We start from the raw sequence: 15,318 nt of genomic DNA, 5'->3' as shown, positions 1-15,318 counted from the left end.
GGGCAGGCGGCGGTGCCCAGTTTCCGCGGCGGCGGGCAGGCCCGTCCGGCTCAGCCGTGGTGCTCGGGCTCGGTCTCCTCGAGCCTGCTGTCGCGGCGGCGTACGACGACCAGGGTGATCGCCAGCGCCAGGAGCGGCCCGAAGACCAGCAGGTAGAACAGTGCCGCCTCGAACCCGTGCATCGGCCCCATGTGCTGGGGCACCCCGACGGCCACCGGGAGGCTCCCGGCGGCGCTCACCGGGAAGCGCCCACGCTGGGCCCGTCATCCGGCGCGGGAACGGGCTCGGTTGCGCCGGCCGGACGGGCCCGGAGTGCGGAGTAGCGGGCAACCCCCCAGCCGAGCGCGAGGACCAGGACCAGCGAGCACGCCAGCACCACCAATCCGGCGACGAGCCACAGCCAGCCGGGGACGCCTTCCTTGAGCTCGCGCTGGAGCAGCAGCTTCTCGTTGCCGACCTCGCGCTGCGCGCCGTCGGTGGCGCTGACCTCGGGCTTGTCCAGCGCGGTGTCCTCGGGCAGGAACACGGGTAGTGCGGCGATGTGGCGGCCGTCCTGGATCCGCACCATCGTCTTCCAGCTGCCGGCGACCGGCATCGGCTTGGTGGTCTCGTAGGTGGTGGAGGAGACCTTCTCGAGGTGGTCGATGTGCAGGCCCTTGGATCCGCCGCCCTGCCAGCCGGTGATCATGATCCAGGCCGGGGCGCCGTCGACCGGGGCCCGGTCGAACTCGAACGACGCGTTCGCGCGGGCGCCGTCCTGGCCGACCGGGCTGATCTCCATGGTCGCGCCGAGGTCCTGGGGCCGGGTCACGACCAGGCCGTTGGTCGCGGCAGCGGCGACGGCGAGGATGCTGAGCCCGAACGCGATCGCGGGTGCACGTCGTACGGGCAGCTGGCCACGCAGTCCGAGGACCAGGAGCGCGCCGCAGACGCCTCCGCTGACGCCGCCGACGACGGCCATCGCCATCCCCTCGAGCGCGACGTCGCCGGTCCAGGGCAGCCGGAACGCGACCTGGGTCCAGGCGTACTCGGCCCAGAAGCCCGCGGTGCCGATCAGCAGCCCGCTGACGGCTCCGGCCACGACCGGGCGCTGCCGGAGCAGGTGCACGACGATCTCCACGATGACCGCCTCGGCGAGGTAGAGCGGCACCGCGGCCCAGAGCTCACCGAGCACCGGGCCCACCACGACGCTGACGCCGCCGCGCACCGCGAGGTAGAACAGCACCGCGGCGACGGCCCCGCCGCGGCCGATCCACAGGCGTGCTCCGACCAGCGCCAGTCCGGCGGCCAGGGCGATCAGCATCGGCTGCAGCACGAGGCGGAACTGGGGTACGCCGAAGTCGAACTCGGCCTGGAAGACCGAGAGGCCGATCAGCATCCCGCCCATGATGAAGCTGCGGTGCAGGTAGGTGCGCACGCGGGTCCCGCCCGGTGTCGCCGAGGGGTCACGCGCGTCGCGGCCCTCCTCGTAGAGGATCGCCATCGCGACCAGGGACAGGCCCGCGCCACCGATCAGCATCAGGTGGGTGGGGCCCCACAGGGTGACGTCCTGGCCGAAGATCCGGTGCCAGACGTCGTCGAGGGGGAAGCCCAGCAGGGCGTAGGAGCCGGCGCCGGTGAGCAGCACGCCGCCGACGGGGGCGTGCAGGGTGCGGCTGAGCCGCACCGACGCGGGTCCGGGCTTCTCGTCGCGGGCCAGAACGCACGCGAGCACGCCGGAGGCCGAGATGCCGAACAGGCCGAACATGATCGGGTAGTGCGCGGGGTTCGCCAGCGGGCCCTCGTCGCGTCCGACCCCGATGTGCAGCGAGATGTCCCAGTACATCCCGAGCAGGGCGGTCACCAGCGAGGCCATCGCCAGCAGCAGGGGGAACATCGCCCACCCGGCGAGGCCGGTGCCGAACCAGGACTTCTCGGTGCGGTCCATCAGTCGCTGCAGGACGTCGATGCGCCCGGTGCGGTGGCCGATGGCCAGCACCCCCAGCAGGCCGATCAGGACCACGGCGGCGCCGGTGGCGAGCACGATCTGGTCGATCGGGGCGGCGCCCGCCGGCCGGGAGTCGGCTTGGGTCACGAGGAGACCGAACGATGTCATGCGTGGATGTAACAATATTCAATGGCACATAGCAAGGGGTAGCGTGCGGGGTGTGACGGACGAGGCACGCGCGGAGGACTTCACGATCGAGGAGCTCTCCCGCCGTACCGGGATGACGGTGCGCTCGCTGCGCTCCTACCAGTCACGCCGGCTGCTGCCACCGCCGCAGGTGCGGGGCAGGACCGGGTACTACGACGACCGGCACGTGGCCCGGATCGAGCTGATCAAGGACCTGCAGAGCGAGGGCTTCAAGCTCGACAGCCTCGCCAGGATGCTCGACGAGGGCGGTCTCTCCGACGCAGAGCTGCTGCGGTTCACCCGCTCGGTGCGCGGCCTGTTCAGCACCACCGAGGGGCAGGTCACCACGATCGAGGACCTCGTGCGCAGGTTCGGGATCGAGGACCCCGCCGCCGCGGCGCCGGTGCTGGCCCGGGTGGAGAAGCTCGGCCTGATCCGTCCCGTCGGGGACGACACCTACGAGGAGCTCGCCCCGCGACTCCTCCAGGCCGGCGAGCACGCCATCAAGACCCTCGGCCTCGGGCTCGAGGAGGCCCTCGACGTCGTCGGGCAGCTGCGCAAGCACGCCGAGGGCGTGGCCCGGGTCTACCTCGAGCTCTACCTCAAGCGGGTGTGGACGCCCTTCGTCGACGCCGGTCGACCCCAGGAGCAGTGGGACCAGGTGCAGCGTGCCCTCGAGGAGGTCCGGACCCTGGCCACCGAGGCGCTGCTCGGCGCCTTCGAGCTGGTGATGTCCGAGCGCATCGAGCAGACCTTCGACCGCGAGCTGCTCCGGTCCCCGGCCGGTGGGAGCCGGTCGAAGGAGCGGAGGAGCCGATGACCCCGGAGCCAGTGACCGAGCGCAACGTCCTGGGCGAGGAGCTGCAGCCCTGCGGGACGGACCCGATGACGGGGTTCTACCGCGACGGCTGCTGCGCCACCGGCCCCGAGGACCGCGGCAGCCACACGATCTGCGCGGTCGTCACGGCGGAGTTCCTCGAGCACCAGCGCAGCATCGGCAACGACCTCTCCACGCCGATGCCGCAGTACGGCTTCGCGGGGCTCGTGCCCGGCGACCGGTGGTGCGTCACCGCGGTCAACTGGGCCCGGGCGCACCTCGACGGCGCCGCGGCCCCGGTCGTGCTCGCCTCCACGAACGAGGCGGTCCTGCAGATCGTGCCGCTGTCCGCGCTGCGCCTGCACGCCGTGGACGTACCGACCGACCCGCGCGGGCTGGAGTGACACCGGGCCCGACGACCGGGTGGTCGGGCTCATCCCTCGTGGCGCCACCGATCCTGTCCTAGGTTGGGACCATGACCGAGAACGAAACCCTGGACAGCGTCCCCACCGGCCTCTTCATCGGGGGGCAGTGGCGTGACTCCTCCGACGGCTCGACGCTCGACGTCGAGGACCCCGCCACCGGCAAGACCCTGACCAGCGTGGCCTCGGCCACCGCCGAGGACGGCAAGGCCGCCCTCGACGCCGCCGTGGCGGCGCAGGCCGACTGGGCGCGCACGGCCCCGCGCGAGCGCGCCGAGCTGCTCCGGTCCGCGTTCGAGCTGCTCACCGAGCGGGCCGACCACTTCGCGATGCTGATGACCCTGGAGATGGGCAAGCCCCTGGCGCAGTCCCGGGGCGAGGTGACCTACGGGGCGGAGTTCTTCCGCTGGTTCTCCGAGGAGGTCGTCCGGATCGCCGGCCGCTGGGCCTCCTCACCGGACGGGAACACCCGGCTGCTGACGATGAAGCAGCCGGTCGGCCCGGTCCTGATGATCACGCCGTGGAACTTCCCGCTGGCGATGGGCACCCGCAAGATCGGCCCGGCCATCGCCGCCGGCTGCACGATGGTGGTCAAGCCCGCCTCCCAGACGCCGCTGACCATGCTCGCCCTGGCGGACCTCCTCAAGGAGGTCGGCGTCCCTGACGGCGTGCTCAACGTGGTCTCGACGGCGCACACCGGCGAGGTGATGGAGCCGCTGATCGGGGACCCGCGGCTGCGCAAGCTGACCTTCACCGGGTCCACGCCCGTGGGCAAGACGCTGGTGCGCCAGTCCGCCGACCAGCTGCTGCGGGTCTCGATGGAGCTCGGCGGCAACGCGCCGTTCCTGGTCTTCGCCGACGCCGACCTCGACAAGGCAGTCGAGGGCGCGATGCTGGCCAAGATGCGCAACATGGGCGAGGCCTGCACGGCCGCCAACCGGTTCCTGGTCCACGAGTCGGTGTCCGAGGAGTTCGCCGCGAGGTTCGCCGAGAAGATGTCGGCGGAGGTCGTCGGGCGCGGCACCGAGGACGGCGTCACCGTCGGCCCGCTGATCGACGCCAAGCAGCTCGACAAGGTCGCCGAGCTGGTCGGCGACGCCACGGGCAGGGGCGCCTCAGTGGTCACCGGCGGCTCCACCACCGGCGACGCCGGCTACTTCTTCGAGCCCACCGTGCTCACCGACGTGTCCCCGGACGCAGACCTGTTCCGCGAGGAGATCTTCGGTCCCGTCGCCCCGATCGTCACCTTCTCCGAGGACGAGGAGGCGGTCCGGATGGCCAACGACACCGAGTACGGCCTGGTGGCCTACGCGTTCACCACCGACCTCGGCCGGACCATCCGGGTCAGTGAGGGCCTCGAGTTCGGGATGGTGGGGATCAACCAGGGGATCGTGTCCAACCCCGCGGCTCCCTTCGGCGGGGTCAAGCACTCCGGCTTCGGCCGCGAGGGAGGACCCGAGGGCATCGAGGAGTACCTCTCGGTCAAGTACGTCGGCATCGCCCCCTGACGCTGACGATCTCGCGGCCGCGGGGTCAACCGATCGGTTGACCCTGCGACTCCGCCTGGTGCCCGATGTGCCGGGGTGGGGTGAGCAGCGAGTGTTGGCGCATGCCTCCAACCACGTCCGCACAGCACGCCGTCCAGGTCGATGGTCTCCGCAAGGCCTACGGCACCAAGGTCGCCGTCGACGACATCAGTCTCACCGTCGAGGGCGGGGAGATCTTCGGGATCCTCGGGCCCAACGGTGCCGGCAAGACCACCCTCGTCGAGTCGATCGCCGGGCTGCGCACCGGCGACGCCGGCGCCGTACGCGTGCTGGGCATCGACCCGTGGACCGACCGCGACGCCCTGACCCGGGTGCTGTCGATCCAGCTCCAGGAGAGCCGTCTGCAGGCCAAGATCACGGTGCAGGAGGCGTTCGAGCTCTGGTCCGCGCTGTACGACGACCCGGTGCCCTGGCGCGAGGTCGCCGAGCGGCTCGGCCTCGTCGAGCACCTCGGCCGCCGCTTCGGCACGCTGAGCGGTGGCCAGCAGCAACGGCTCTCCATCGCCCTGGCGCTCGTGGCGAACCCGCAGGTGGTGATCCTCGACGAGCTCACCACCGGGCTGGACCCCCGGGCCCGGCGCGACGTGTGGCAGATCGTCCGGGACCTGCGTGACCAGGGAGTCACCGTGCTGCTGGTGACCCACTCCATGGAGGAGGCCCAGGCGCTGTGCGACCGGATCGCGATCGTCGACCGGGGCCGGCTCCGGGCCCTGGACACCCCCGAGGGCCTGATCCGCACCGCGGGGGAGGAGACCGTGATGAGCTTCCGGCCCGAGGTGCCGGTGGACCTGGAGTCGCTGGGCCTGCTCCCGGCTGTCCGCTCGGTCGGCAGCGAGGACGGCCTGGTCGTGGTGACCGGCGGGGAGGACGTGGCGCTGGCGTCGCTGACCTGGCTCAGCGAGCAGGGAGTCGCGCCCCGGGGGCTGCAGGTGAGCTCCGGCTCGCTGGACAGCGCCTACCTCGGCCTGACCGCCGACCAGGTGGAGGAGCCGGCATGAGCACCCTGACCCGGCCCGGTGCCGCTGCCGTCGTACGTGTCGAGGCGCGGCTGTTCACGCGCGAGCTGGCATCGCTGTTCTGGATCCTGGTCTTCCCGACGGCGCTGCTGTGCATCCTCGGGGCGATCCCGAGCTTCCGCGAGCCGGACGCGGACCTCGGCGGGCTGAGCACCGTGGACGTCTACCTCCCGGTGATGATCCTGCTCTCGATGATCATGGCGGCGATCATGGCGATGCCCCCGGTGGTCTTCGCCTACCGCGAGAGCGGCGTGCTCCGCCGGCTCGGCACCACCCCGCTGGGTCCCGCCACCGTGCTGGGGGCGCAGGTGCTGCTGCACGCCGCGGCCGTCCTCGTCTCCACCGTGCTGGTGCTGGCCGTGGGAAGGGTGGTCTTCGGCACCCCGCTGCCCGCGTCCGTCCTGGGCTACGCGCTGGCCTACCTGCTCGTCCTGGTGGCGGCCTTCTCCATCGGCGCGGTGGTCACGGCCGTCTCCCCGAACCAGCGGATCGGCACCGCGATCGGCACCATCGTGTTCTTCCCCGCCATGTTCACTGCCGGCCTCTGGGTGCCGGTGCAGGTGCTGCCCGACACCCTGCGGGAGGTGCTCGGCTACACCCCGCTGACCGCCGCGGCGGAGGCGATGACCGAGGCGATGGCCGGCGACTTCCCCGGCGTCGGCCACCTGCTGGTGGTCGCGGCCTGGGCAGCGGTGCTCTCGGTCGTGGCGGTGCGCAGCTTCCGCTGGGAGTGAGTGCATGAGTGAGCCGGAAGTGAGCCAGGAAGTGAGAGGGTACGACGCGTGAGCACGACCGTCGCGGACCCCCTGGACTGGCAGCGCTGGTTCCGGCACCTGCCGCTGGGATTGCTCGCGGGGGTCACGGTGGTGGCCCTGGCCACGGGCCCGGCGACCGGCGCCACGTCCCCGGGATGGCGCCTGGCCGCCCAGCTCGTGCTGGCCGCGCTCACCGCGGCCTGGCTGGCCTGGACGACCTACGGCGCACGCCACACGCAGAGCGGGCCCACGCCGCGGCGCTACGTCGTCCGCACCCTGCTCGCGTTCGCGCTGACCCTGCTCAACCCGCTGTTCTGCATCTTCGCCTGGATCGGCTTCGCCGACGCCACCGAGACGTTCAAGGGCCGACGGGTGTGGTGGGCCTTCGGCGCGACGGCCGCGGTGATGGCCCTGGGCCAGTCGAGCGGCGTGCGCGAGGGCGTCGCAGCCTCCCTGGCGTTCTTCCTGGTCTTGATGGCGGTGAACTTCGGGCTCGCGGCCGCGATGGGCCGTTACTCGCTGCACGTCGACCAGACCCACCAGGAGCGCGCGGTCGCGCTCGCCGAGCTCGAGCGGGTCAACCGGGCCCTGGAGGAGACCCTGCAGCGCAACGAGTCCCTGCAGGACACCGTGGTGGCCCAGGCCCGGGTCGCCGGCGTGCACGAGGAGCGGCAGCGGCTGGCCCGCGAGATCCACGACACCATCGCGCAGTCGCTCGCGGGGGTGCTCGCCCAGCTCCAGGCAGCCGGCCAGGAGGCGCATCCCGGCGCCCGGATCGCCCGGGCGACCGAGCTGACCCGCGCCGCGCTCGCCGAGGCCCGCCGGTCGGTGATGGACCTGGCCCCGGCGGCACTCGCCGACACCGGGCTGCCGGAGGCGGTGCAGGCGATCGTGTCCGCGTGGGCTTCCGACCACCCCGCCCGCGCCGAGGTGGTCGTCACCGGCGACGTCCGGCCGCTGCATCCCGAGGTGGAGGCGACGGTGCTGCGGGTGGTGCAGGAGGCCCTGGCGAACGTCGCCCGCCATGCCGCTGCGCAACGGGTGGGGGTGACGCTCTCCTACGAGGGGGAGGAGGTGCTCCTCGACGTGCGCGACGACGGGGCCGGGTTCGACCCCGGCCAGCCGGCCAAGGACACCTCCTTCGGCGTACGCGGCATGCGGCAGCGCGCCGAGCGGCTCGCCGGGGACCTGACCCTGGAGTCGAGCCGGAGCGGCGGCACCGCGGTGTCGCTCCGGCTCCCGGCGCTGCCCCGGGAGGCCGCGTGAGCACGATCCGGATCGTGGTCGCCGACGACCATCCCGTCGTACGCGACGGGATCCGCAGCATGCTCAGCTCGGTGGCGGACTTCGAGGTCGTCGGCGAGGCCGCCAGCGGTCCCGAGGCGGTGGCCCGCGTGCTGGAGCTGGATCCCGACGTGGTCGTGATGGACCTCCGGATGCCCGGCGGAGGCGGGGTCGAGGCCGTTCGCGCGCTGCGGGCCCAGGGTTCCCGGGCCGCGGTCCTGGTGCTCACCACCTACGACACCGACTCCGACACGGTCGCGGCGATCGAGGCCGGCGCGACCGGCTACCTGCTCAAGGACACCCCTGCGGAGGAGATCTTCGCCGCGGTGCGCGCCACCGCGGCCGGGGAGACGGTGCTCTCCCCGGCGGTGGTCAGCCGGCTGGCCTCGCACGTACGCCGCCCGCCGAGCGGCGCCGCGCTGTCCGCCCGTGAGCGCGAGGTGCTCGCACTGGTCGCCAAGGGCAACTCCAACCGCGCGATCGCCCAGGAGCTGTTCGTCAGCGAGGCGACCGTGAAGACCCACCTGGTGCACGTCTACGAGAAGCTCGCGGTGACCGACCGTGCGGCGGCGGTCGCGACGGCCTACGAGCGGGGCATCCTGGGGGGCGTCCCACCCGTCTAGGGTCGTCGGTCCGGCCACGCAGAGGAGCGGGATGTCGCAGGAGCAGCAGGACGAGCACCACACGGGGGAGCGCCGTGAGCCCGACTACCGGTTCACCCTCGCCAACGAGCGCACCTTCCTGGCCTGGATGCGCACCGGGCTGGCGCTGATCGCCTCGGCCGTGGCCCTGGACCAGTTCGCCCCCGACCTCGGATCCGACGTCTTCCGAGACGCCGCCGGCATCGTGCTGGCCGCGCTCGCCGGCGGGGTCTGCCTGGGCGGCCTGTGGCGCTGGCGCGCAGTGCAGGAGGCGATGGCCCGGGGCGGGCGGCTCAAGGTCGGCGGACTCCCCGTGCTGCTGGGCATCGGGCTGGCCGCGATCAGCATCGGTGTGCTGGTCGTGCTGCTCGTCGAGCTGCTGGGCTGAGGCCGGCCGCGATGGCCCTGGACAGCGGCCTGCAGCGGGAGCGGACCGTGCTCGCGTGGTCCCGGACCTCGCTGGCCATGTTCGCCAACGGCGGACTGGTGCTGGTCCGCCACGACCGGGCCTTCCCGATGCCGCTCGCGGTCGCCCTCGCCGGCGTCTGGGTGGCCCTCGGGGTGCTGGTGCTGGCGTACTCGAGGCGACGGGGCCGGCTGGTCTCCACGCCGGACCATCGGATCCGTCCCGCTGGTACCGCGTTCACCTGTCTGGCTGTTGCGATCGCTGGACTCGCCGTGGCCTCGGCAGTGGCCCTCGTGCTGGCCTGACCTCAGGGGTGGATGCGCTGGGACCAGTCCGGGGGGACGCGCCCGGCGGGGCCCGGTGCCGACTGGTCGACCGGCCGGGACTCAGGCCCGGCGAGGACGGGGCCGTCGAAGGGCTGGCCCGTCTCGTAGTCGTAGAACCAGTCCTCACCCGGCTCGAAGCTGCGGATGACCGGGTGACCGCTGGACTCGGCGTGCGCGGTGGCGTGCTGCCCCGGGGAGGAGTCGCAGCACCCGATGTGCCCGCACTCGGCGCACCGGCGCAGGTGCACCCACCAGCCCGCCGGATCGGCGGCGTCGCACTCCGCGCACCCGGTGCCGCTGGGCAGGGCGGCCACGTCGATGCCTTCGGGCAGGTGGTCCTCAGTCATGTGGGTCTCCGATCCCGGGGGTGCCGATGATCCGCAGCGCCCTCCAGTCTCCCAGACCGCCCCCGACCCGGTCAGCCCTCGAGCAGCATCAGGGTCGCCGCGGTGACCCCCACGAGCACGATCAGCGTCCGGAACACCGCAGGCGGCAGCCGGCGGCCGATGTGGGCGCCGAGGTAGCCGCCGAACACCGATCCCGCGGCCAGGAGGCCGATCGCGACCCAGTCGAGCTCGGCGAGGAACAGGAAGATCACCGAGGCCACGATGTTGGCCGACATCACCGCCAGCGTCTTCAGTGCGTTCACGATGCGCAGCTCGAGGTCGAGCCCGAACCCGAGCACGGCGACCATCATCACCCCCGAGCCGGCGCCGAAGTAGCCGCCGTACACCCCGGTGAGCGCGGCCCAGAACCCGGTGGCGGGCGACATCTGCACGCGGTCGGCGGCGTCCGGGCCGCGCCGGGCGCGCAGTCGCCTGGTCACCAGCGGCTGGACGCCGACCAGGAGGCTGGTGCCGAGGATCAGCCACGGGACGACGGCCTCGAAGACGCCCGGGTCCAGGGCCAGGAGCAGCAGTGCGCCGAGCACCGCGCCGCCGGCGCACAGGACCAGGACGAGGAAGGTGATCCGCGGGTGCTCGCGCAGCTCACGGCGGTAGCCGAACGAGCCGCTGAGGCCGGCGGGGGTCATGCCGATGGTGTTCGAGGCGTTGGCCACCACCGGTGGCAGCCCCACGGCGACCAGGACCGGGAAGCTGAGCAGCGAGGCCACGCCCACCGTGGAGGTGAGCACGCCGGCACCCAGGCCGGCGGCGAGGACCGCCAGCTGCTCCGCGCCGGTCACCGGTCGTCGCGGAGCAGGGCCACGTCGCTGACCAGGACGACGTGCGCGTGCATCGCGCCGGAGGCGCCCTCGGGGTCGCCGGCGCGGATGGCCTCGGCGATCGCGCGGTGCCCGGCCAGGGAGGCACGCGGCCGCTCGGGCTGGGACAGCGACTCGATCCGGGTCTCCTTGATCAGCTCGCCGATCTCGTCCATCAGCCGGGCCAGCAGCAGGGAGTGCGCGGCGGTGGTCACGGCGCCGTGGAAGCGCTCGTCACCCTCGACGCCGCGGCCGCCCGCGTCGATGTCGGCGGCCATCGCGTCCAGGGCCTCGTCGATGCGACGCAGGTCCTCGTCGGTGCGGCGTACGGCGGCCAGGGCAGCGATCTTGGTCTCCAGCGCGTCCCGGGTCTCGATGATCTCCGGGAGGCGGTCGGCGTGCTCGCGGATCGCCTCCACGATCCGGCGCGTCCGCGGTTGGGTGACCACGGTGCCGTCGCCGTGGCGCACCGCGACCACGCCGATCACCTCGAGGGCGACCAGGGCCTGGCTCAGCGTCGCGCGGCTGACCCCGAGCCGGGTCGCGAGCTCGCGTTCAGGGGGGAGGCGGTCGCCGGGGGCGAGGCCGTTCTCGGCGATCCAGGTGGTGATCTGCTCGGCCACCTGCTCGTAGAGGCGGGTGCGCACCAGTCGCTCGGGGAAGACCGGCATCGGTCGGCGCGAGGTGGAGTCCATGTGGACGAGTCTATTGACAGGTGGCCGACTGACCTATTGGCTAGGCCACTGAACCAGTGGGGTGATCGGCATCACAGACGTGCCGGCCCGGTGGCTCTGCACCGGAAGGAAGAAGCATGGGACCGGAATGGGTTTCGATCACCGCGCTGGTGGCGTTGTTCGTCATCGGCACGGTGCTGCCGATCAACATGGGGGCGTTGGCCTACGTCGCCGCCTGGCTGGTCGGGATGTACGCGCTCGACCTCGACGAGAAGGAGATCCTCGCCGGCGTCAGCGGTGACCTGATCCTCACGCTGATCGGGGTCACCTACTTGTTCGCGATCGCCAAGAACAACGGCACCGTGGACCTGATCGTGCGCAGCGCGATCAAGGCGGTCGGCGGCCGGGTGGCGCTGATCCCGTGGGTGATGTTCTTCGTCACGGCGCTGCTCACCGCCATCGGCGCGGCCAGTCCCGCGGCGTGCGCGATCATCGGCCCGATCGCCCTCGGCTTCGCGGGCAGGTACCGGATCAGCCCGCTGATGATGGGCATGATGGTGGTCCACGGCGCCCAGGCCGGCGGGTTCTCGCCGATCAGCATCTACGGCACGATCACCAACTCGGTGATGCGCGACGCCGGCCTCCCGTCCAGCGAGCTGGCCGTGTTCTTCTCGAGCCTGGTCGTGAACCTCGTCCTCGCCTCCGTGCTGTTCGTGACCCTGGGCGGGCGGGACCTGATGGCCGCTCGGCTCGACCCCGACGACCCGGACACGCTCGCCGAGGACCTGCACCGGGGCGGCGCGACCGTCCCGGCCCGCGGCATGGGTGCCAGTGCCCCGACCGGCACGCAGGCGCTCGGCGTACGCCGTGACCAGCTGCTCACCCTCGTCGCCTTCGTCGCGGTCGCGGTGATCGCGCTGGCCTTCGACAAGAACATCGGGTTCGTGGCGATCACCGCAGCCGTGATCCTCGCGATGCTGGCCCCCAACGAGCACAAGGACGCCGTGCGGCAGATCGCCTGGCCGACCGTGCTCCTGGTCGCCGGGGTGAGCACCTACGCCACGATCCTGACCACTGCCGAGGCGCCGGAGTTCGTCGGCAGCTGGGCCGCGGGACTCGGCGCGATCGCCATCGGCGCCCTGGTCCTGTGCTACGTCGGCGGTGTGGTCTCGGCCTTCGCCTCCTCGACCGCGCTGCTGCCGGTGATCATCCCGATCGCCGTGCCGCTGATCGCCGACGGCGGCATCAACGCCGCACTGTTCGTGGCCGCGTTGGCGGTGTCGTCGACAATCGTGGACGTGAGCCCGTTCTCCACCAACGGAGCCCTGATGCTGGCCAACAAGCCCGACACCATCGAGGAACCGGTCTACTACAAGCAGGTCCTGACCTACAGCGTGATCGTCACCCTGGTCGGACCTCTCCTCGTCTGGGCGGCCCTCGTGCTGCCGGGGTGGTGAGCGCGATGACCGGCTCCACCGGACGCGGACCGCTCCACGACGTCCTGGTCGTGGACCTGTCCCGGGCCCTCGCCGGCCCGCACGCCACGATGATGCTCGGCGACCTCGGGGCTCGGGTGATCAAGGTCGAGGCCAAGGGGCACGGCGACGACACCCGTGGTTGGGGGCCGCCGTTCGTCGGGCCCGAGGACGACCGGCAGTCGACGTACTTCCTCTCCGCCAACCGCAACAAGGAGTCGATCACCCTCGACCTCAAGGACGAGGCCGACCGCGACGTGCTGCTGCGGCTCGTCGACCGCGCCGACGTCCTGGTGGAGAACTTCCGCACCGGCGTGCTGGACCGGCTGGGGCTGGGCTTCGAGCTGCTGCAGCGGCGCAATCCACGGCTCGTCGTGCTCTCCGTGACCGGCTTCGGCCACGACGGCCCGGAAGGTGGTCGCGCGGGCTACGACCAGATCGCCCAGGGCGAGGCCGGGCTGATGTCCCTGACCGGCTCCGGGCCCGAGGACCCGCAGCGGGTGGGGGTCCCGATCGCCGACCTGCTCGCCGGGATGTACGGCGCCTACGGGTTGCTGGCCGCGCTGCACGAGCGGGAAAGCACCGGCCGCGGAACGGTGGTCCGCACCTCGCTGCTCGCCGCCACCGTCGGCGTGCACGCCTTCCAGGGCACCCGCTGGACCGTGGCCGGCGAGGTCGGCCGGGCCCAGGGAAACCACCACCCCTCGATCGCCCCCTACGGCCTGTTCCGCTGCCGCGACGGCGCCGTGCAGATCTCCGTGGGCAGCGAGGGGCTGTGGCGGAGGTTCTGCGACGGCTTCGGTCTCGACCCTGCCGTCGAGGGGCTGGCCACCAACCCCGAACGGGTCGCCAACCGGCAGCGGACCATCGAGGTGGTCGAGGGGGTCTTCGCCGACTGGGAGCCCGAGCCCCTGCTGGCGCGCCTGGCCGAGGTCGGTGTGCCCGCGGGCAAGGTGCGCAGCATCGACGAGGTCTACGCCTGGGACCAGACCCGCAGCCAGGGCCTGCTGGTCGACGTCGAGCACGCCGTGCTCGGGCCGGTCACGCTCCCCGGCCCGCCACTGCGGTTCTTCGAGGGCGACGGCACCGAGGTGACCCGGACGGGCCACCAGGCACCGCCCGTCCTCGACCAGCACGGCGATACCGTGCGCGCCTGGCTCGACGAGACCTCCCGAGAGGAGTCCTGATGGCGGAGCGGTGGTCGGCACAGGGACTGATCGACCTGGTGCTGGACGAGGGGTCGTTCCAGTCCTGGGACCAGCCGATCGACGTTCGCGGCTACTCCGAGGCCTATCGGGCCGAGCTGCGCGCGGCGTCCGAGCGGGCGGGGACCGACGAGTCGGTGCTCACCGGCCGGGGGCTGGTGCGCGGGCGCGAGGTCGCGGTCGTGGTCAACGAGTTCGCCTTCCTCGGCGGCTCCATCGGCAGGGACGCCGCGGCACGCATCGTGTCCTGCGTCCGCCGGGCGACCGCGGAGGGACTGCCGCTGCTCGCGACGACCGCCTCGGGCGGCACCCGGATGCAGGAGGGCACGCCCGCCTTCTTCACCATGGTCGACATCTCCCGCGCCGTAATGGACCACCGGGCGGCGGGGCTGCCCTACCTGGTGCACCTGCGGCACCCGACCACGGGCGGGGTCTACGCGTCCTGGGGGTCGCTGGGTCACGTCACGGTCGCCGAGCCCGGTGCGCTCGTGGGGTTCCTCGGCCCGAAGGTCTACGAGGCGCTGGAGGGAAAGCCGTTCCCCGAGGGCGTCCAGCGGGCGGAGAACCTCGCGGAGAAGGGCGTCATCGACGCCGTCGTGGCGACCGAGGACCTCCCGGCGCTGATCGACAGCACCCTGGCCGTGCTGGTCGACCCGCCGGTGCCGCCGGCGCTGCAGCCGCGGCCCTCCGGCGGCGGCACCGGCCTCGGGGTCTGGGAGTCGGTCACGCACACGCGCGACGGCTCGCGGCTCGGCGTACGCCAGCTGCTGAGGTACGGCGCCCGCCGTACCCTCGAGCTCAACGGCACCGAGGAGGGCGAGCAGGACGCCGCCGTGCTCGTGGCCCTGACCCGCCTCGACGGGCAGCCCTGCGTCCTGGTCGGACAGGACCGGCACCAGCAGACCCCGGCCACCCCGCTGGGACCGGCCGCGCTGCGCGAGGCCCGCCGCGGGATGCGGCTCGCCGAGGAGCTGGGCCTGCCGCTGGTCACGGTGATCGACACCCCGGGAGCCGAGCTCTCCGCGGCCGCCGAGGAGGGCGCCGTCGCCGGCGAGATCGCCCGCTGCATCGCCGCCCTGGTGACGATGACGGTCCCGACGGTCTCGGTGATCCTGGGTCAGGGCTGCGGCGGGGGAGCGCTCGCCCTGCTCCCGGCCCGGGTCGTCCTCGCGACCGAGAACGCCTGGCTCTCCCCGCTCCCGCCCGAGGGAGCCAGCGTGATCCGCTTCGGCGACACCGAGCACGCCGCCGAGATGGCCGAGTCCCAGGGGATCGGCTCGGCCAGGCTGGTCGAGGCCGGGATCGTGCACCGCGTCGTACCCGAACTGCCCGACGACGACGCCGAGTCCCTCGCCACCGCGGTCGCCGCCACGGTCGCGACCGAGCTGTCCCGGCTCGGGACATAAGCCCTAGGCTGGGAGGAACCCGACGAC

At 72.6% G+C, this 15,318-nt stretch carries 17 protein-coding genes; 12 read left to right on the top strand and 5 right to left on the bottom strand.

The genetic code is table 11. The features are described 5' to 3' along the window. Positions 1-50: 50 nt before the first annotated feature. Both AC4BGB_RS09885 and AC4BGB_RS09880 read right to left on the bottom strand, forming a co-directional pair. Positions 51-239: a hypothetical protein gene (locus AC4BGB_RS09885; RefSeq protein ID WP_490546606.1), complete on the bottom strand. Its 189-nt coding sequence runs from the start codon at positions 237-239 to the stop codon at positions 51-53. Next, positions 236-2,095: a hypothetical protein gene (locus tag AC4BGB_RS09880; protein WP_490546605.1), complete on the bottom strand. Its 1,860-nt coding sequence runs from the start codon at positions 2,093-2,095 to the stop codon at positions 236-238. Before AC4BGB_RS09880 ends, AC4BGB_RS09885 begins: the two co-directional genes overlap by 4 nt. Before the next feature lie 52 nt (positions 2,096-2,147). On the opposite strand from AC4BGB_RS09880, the gene AC4BGB_RS09875 reads away from it, so the two are divergent. From AC4BGB_RS09875 to AC4BGB_RS09835, 9 genes are all read left to right on the top strand, one after another. Continuing rightward, positions 2,148-2,933 carry a MerR family transcriptional regulator gene (locus AC4BGB_RS09875; RefSeq protein WP_490546604.1) on the top strand — a complete coding sequence of 262 codons (786 nt, stop codon included), beginning with the start codon at positions 2,148-2,150 and terminating at the stop codon, positions 2,931-2,933. After that, the gene (locus AC4BGB_RS09870; protein ID WP_490546603.1) at positions 2,930-3,334 is read left to right on the top strand and encodes a DUF2237 family protein; all 405 of its coding nucleotides are present in this window, start codon (positions 2,930-2,932) and stop codon (positions 3,332-3,334) included. The genes AC4BGB_RS09875 and AC4BGB_RS09870 overlap by 4 nt, the downstream gene beginning before the upstream one ends. A 71-nt stretch (positions 3,335-3,405) precedes the next feature. Beyond that, entirely contained in the window at positions 3,406-4,860 is a 1,455-nt protein-coding gene (locus AC4BGB_RS09865) for an NAD-dependent succinate-semialdehyde dehydrogenase (RefSeq protein ID WP_490546602.1), read from the top strand. Between the two features lie 101 nt (positions 4,861-4,961). Continuing rightward, positions 4,962-5,897, top strand: a complete 936-nt coding sequence (locus tag AC4BGB_RS09860) for an ABC transporter ATP-binding protein (protein ID WP_490546601.1) — start codon at positions 4,962-4,964, stop codon at positions 5,895-5,897. Next, complete coding sequence (locus AC4BGB_RS09855; protein ID WP_490546600.1) at positions 5,894-6,649, top strand: ABC transporter permease; 756 nt, start codon at positions 5,894-5,896, stop codon at positions 6,647-6,649. The genes AC4BGB_RS09860 and AC4BGB_RS09855 overlap by 4 nt, the downstream gene beginning before the upstream one ends. A gap of 48 nt (positions 6,650-6,697) precedes the next feature. Continuing rightward, positions 6,698-7,936 carry a sensor histidine kinase gene (locus AC4BGB_RS09850; protein WP_490546599.1) on the top strand — a complete coding sequence of 413 codons (1,239 nt, stop codon included), beginning with the start codon at positions 6,698-6,700 and terminating at the stop codon, positions 7,934-7,936. Beyond that, positions 7,933-8,577 carry a response regulator gene (locus AC4BGB_RS09845; protein ID WP_490546598.1) on the top strand — a complete coding sequence of 215 codons (645 nt, stop codon included), beginning with the start codon at positions 7,933-7,935 and terminating at the stop codon, positions 8,575-8,577. The genes AC4BGB_RS09850 and AC4BGB_RS09845 overlap by 4 nt, the downstream gene beginning before the upstream one ends. Before the next feature lie 31 nt (positions 8,578-8,608). After that, the gene (locus tag AC4BGB_RS09840) at positions 8,609-8,983 is read left to right on the top strand and encodes a YidH family protein (protein WP_490546597.1); all 375 of its coding nucleotides are present in this window, start codon (positions 8,609-8,611) and stop codon (positions 8,981-8,983) included. An 11-nt stretch (positions 8,984-8,994) separates the two neighbouring features. Continuing rightward, positions 8,995-9,306 carry a DUF202 domain-containing protein gene (locus AC4BGB_RS09835; RefSeq protein WP_490546596.1) on the top strand — a complete coding sequence of 104 codons (312 nt, stop codon included), beginning with the start codon at positions 8,995-8,997 and terminating at the stop codon, positions 9,304-9,306. Positions 9,307-9,308: 2 nt separating this feature from the next. Here the strand turns inward: AC4BGB_RS09835 and AC4BGB_RS09830 are convergent, their stop codons facing one another. The 3 genes from AC4BGB_RS09830 to AC4BGB_RS09820 all read right to left on the bottom strand — a co-directional run bounded on the left by AC4BGB_RS09830 (position 9,309) and on the right by AC4BGB_RS09820 (position 11,226). Further along, complete coding sequence (locus AC4BGB_RS09830) at positions 9,309-9,674, bottom strand: UBP-type zinc finger domain-containing protein (RefSeq protein ID WP_490546595.1); 366 nt, start codon at positions 9,672-9,674, stop codon at positions 9,309-9,311. A 71-nt stretch (positions 9,675-9,745) separates the two neighbouring features. Beyond that, positions 9,746-10,513, bottom strand: coding sequence for a sulfite exporter TauE/SafE family protein (locus AC4BGB_RS09825; protein ID WP_490546594.1), 768 nt, complete (start codon positions 10,511-10,513; stop codon positions 9,746-9,748). Then, on the bottom strand, positions 10,510-11,226 hold the full coding sequence (locus tag AC4BGB_RS09820) for a FadR/GntR family transcriptional regulator (protein ID WP_490546593.1): 717 nt from the start codon (positions 11,224-11,226) through the stop codon (positions 10,510-10,512). The genes AC4BGB_RS09825 and AC4BGB_RS09820 overlap by 4 nt, the downstream gene beginning before the upstream one ends. A gap of 116 nt (positions 11,227-11,342) precedes the next feature. Here AC4BGB_RS09820 and AC4BGB_RS09815 point away from each other — a divergent pair, with 116 nt between their 5' ends. From AC4BGB_RS09815 to AC4BGB_RS09805, 3 genes are read left to right on the top strand one after another with little or no spacing between them, the layout of a single operon-like run. Next, positions 11,343-12,662 (top strand): SLC13 family permease, encoded by a 1,320-nt coding sequence (locus AC4BGB_RS09815; protein WP_490546592.1) that lies wholly within the window; start codon positions 11,343-11,345, stop codon positions 12,660-12,662. 5 nt (positions 12,663-12,667) lie between these two features. Continuing rightward, positions 12,668-13,867: a CaiB/BaiF CoA transferase family protein gene (locus AC4BGB_RS09810; protein WP_490546591.1), complete on the top strand. Its 1,200-nt coding sequence runs from the start codon at positions 12,668-12,670 to the stop codon at positions 13,865-13,867. Then, positions 13,867-15,291 (top strand): carboxyl transferase domain-containing protein, encoded by a 1,425-nt coding sequence (locus tag AC4BGB_RS09805; protein ID WP_490546590.1) that lies wholly within the window; start codon positions 13,867-13,869, stop codon positions 15,289-15,291. The genes AC4BGB_RS09810 and AC4BGB_RS09805 overlap by 1 nt, the downstream gene beginning before the upstream one ends. The last annotated feature ends 27 nt before the right edge of the window (positions 15,292-15,318 follow it).

It is taken from the genome of Nocardioides sp. Z30_9 (assembly GCF_058215735.1).
Note: the sequence above shows the minus strand (reverse complement) of the source record. Positions and strands in the feature narration are given on the sequence as shown.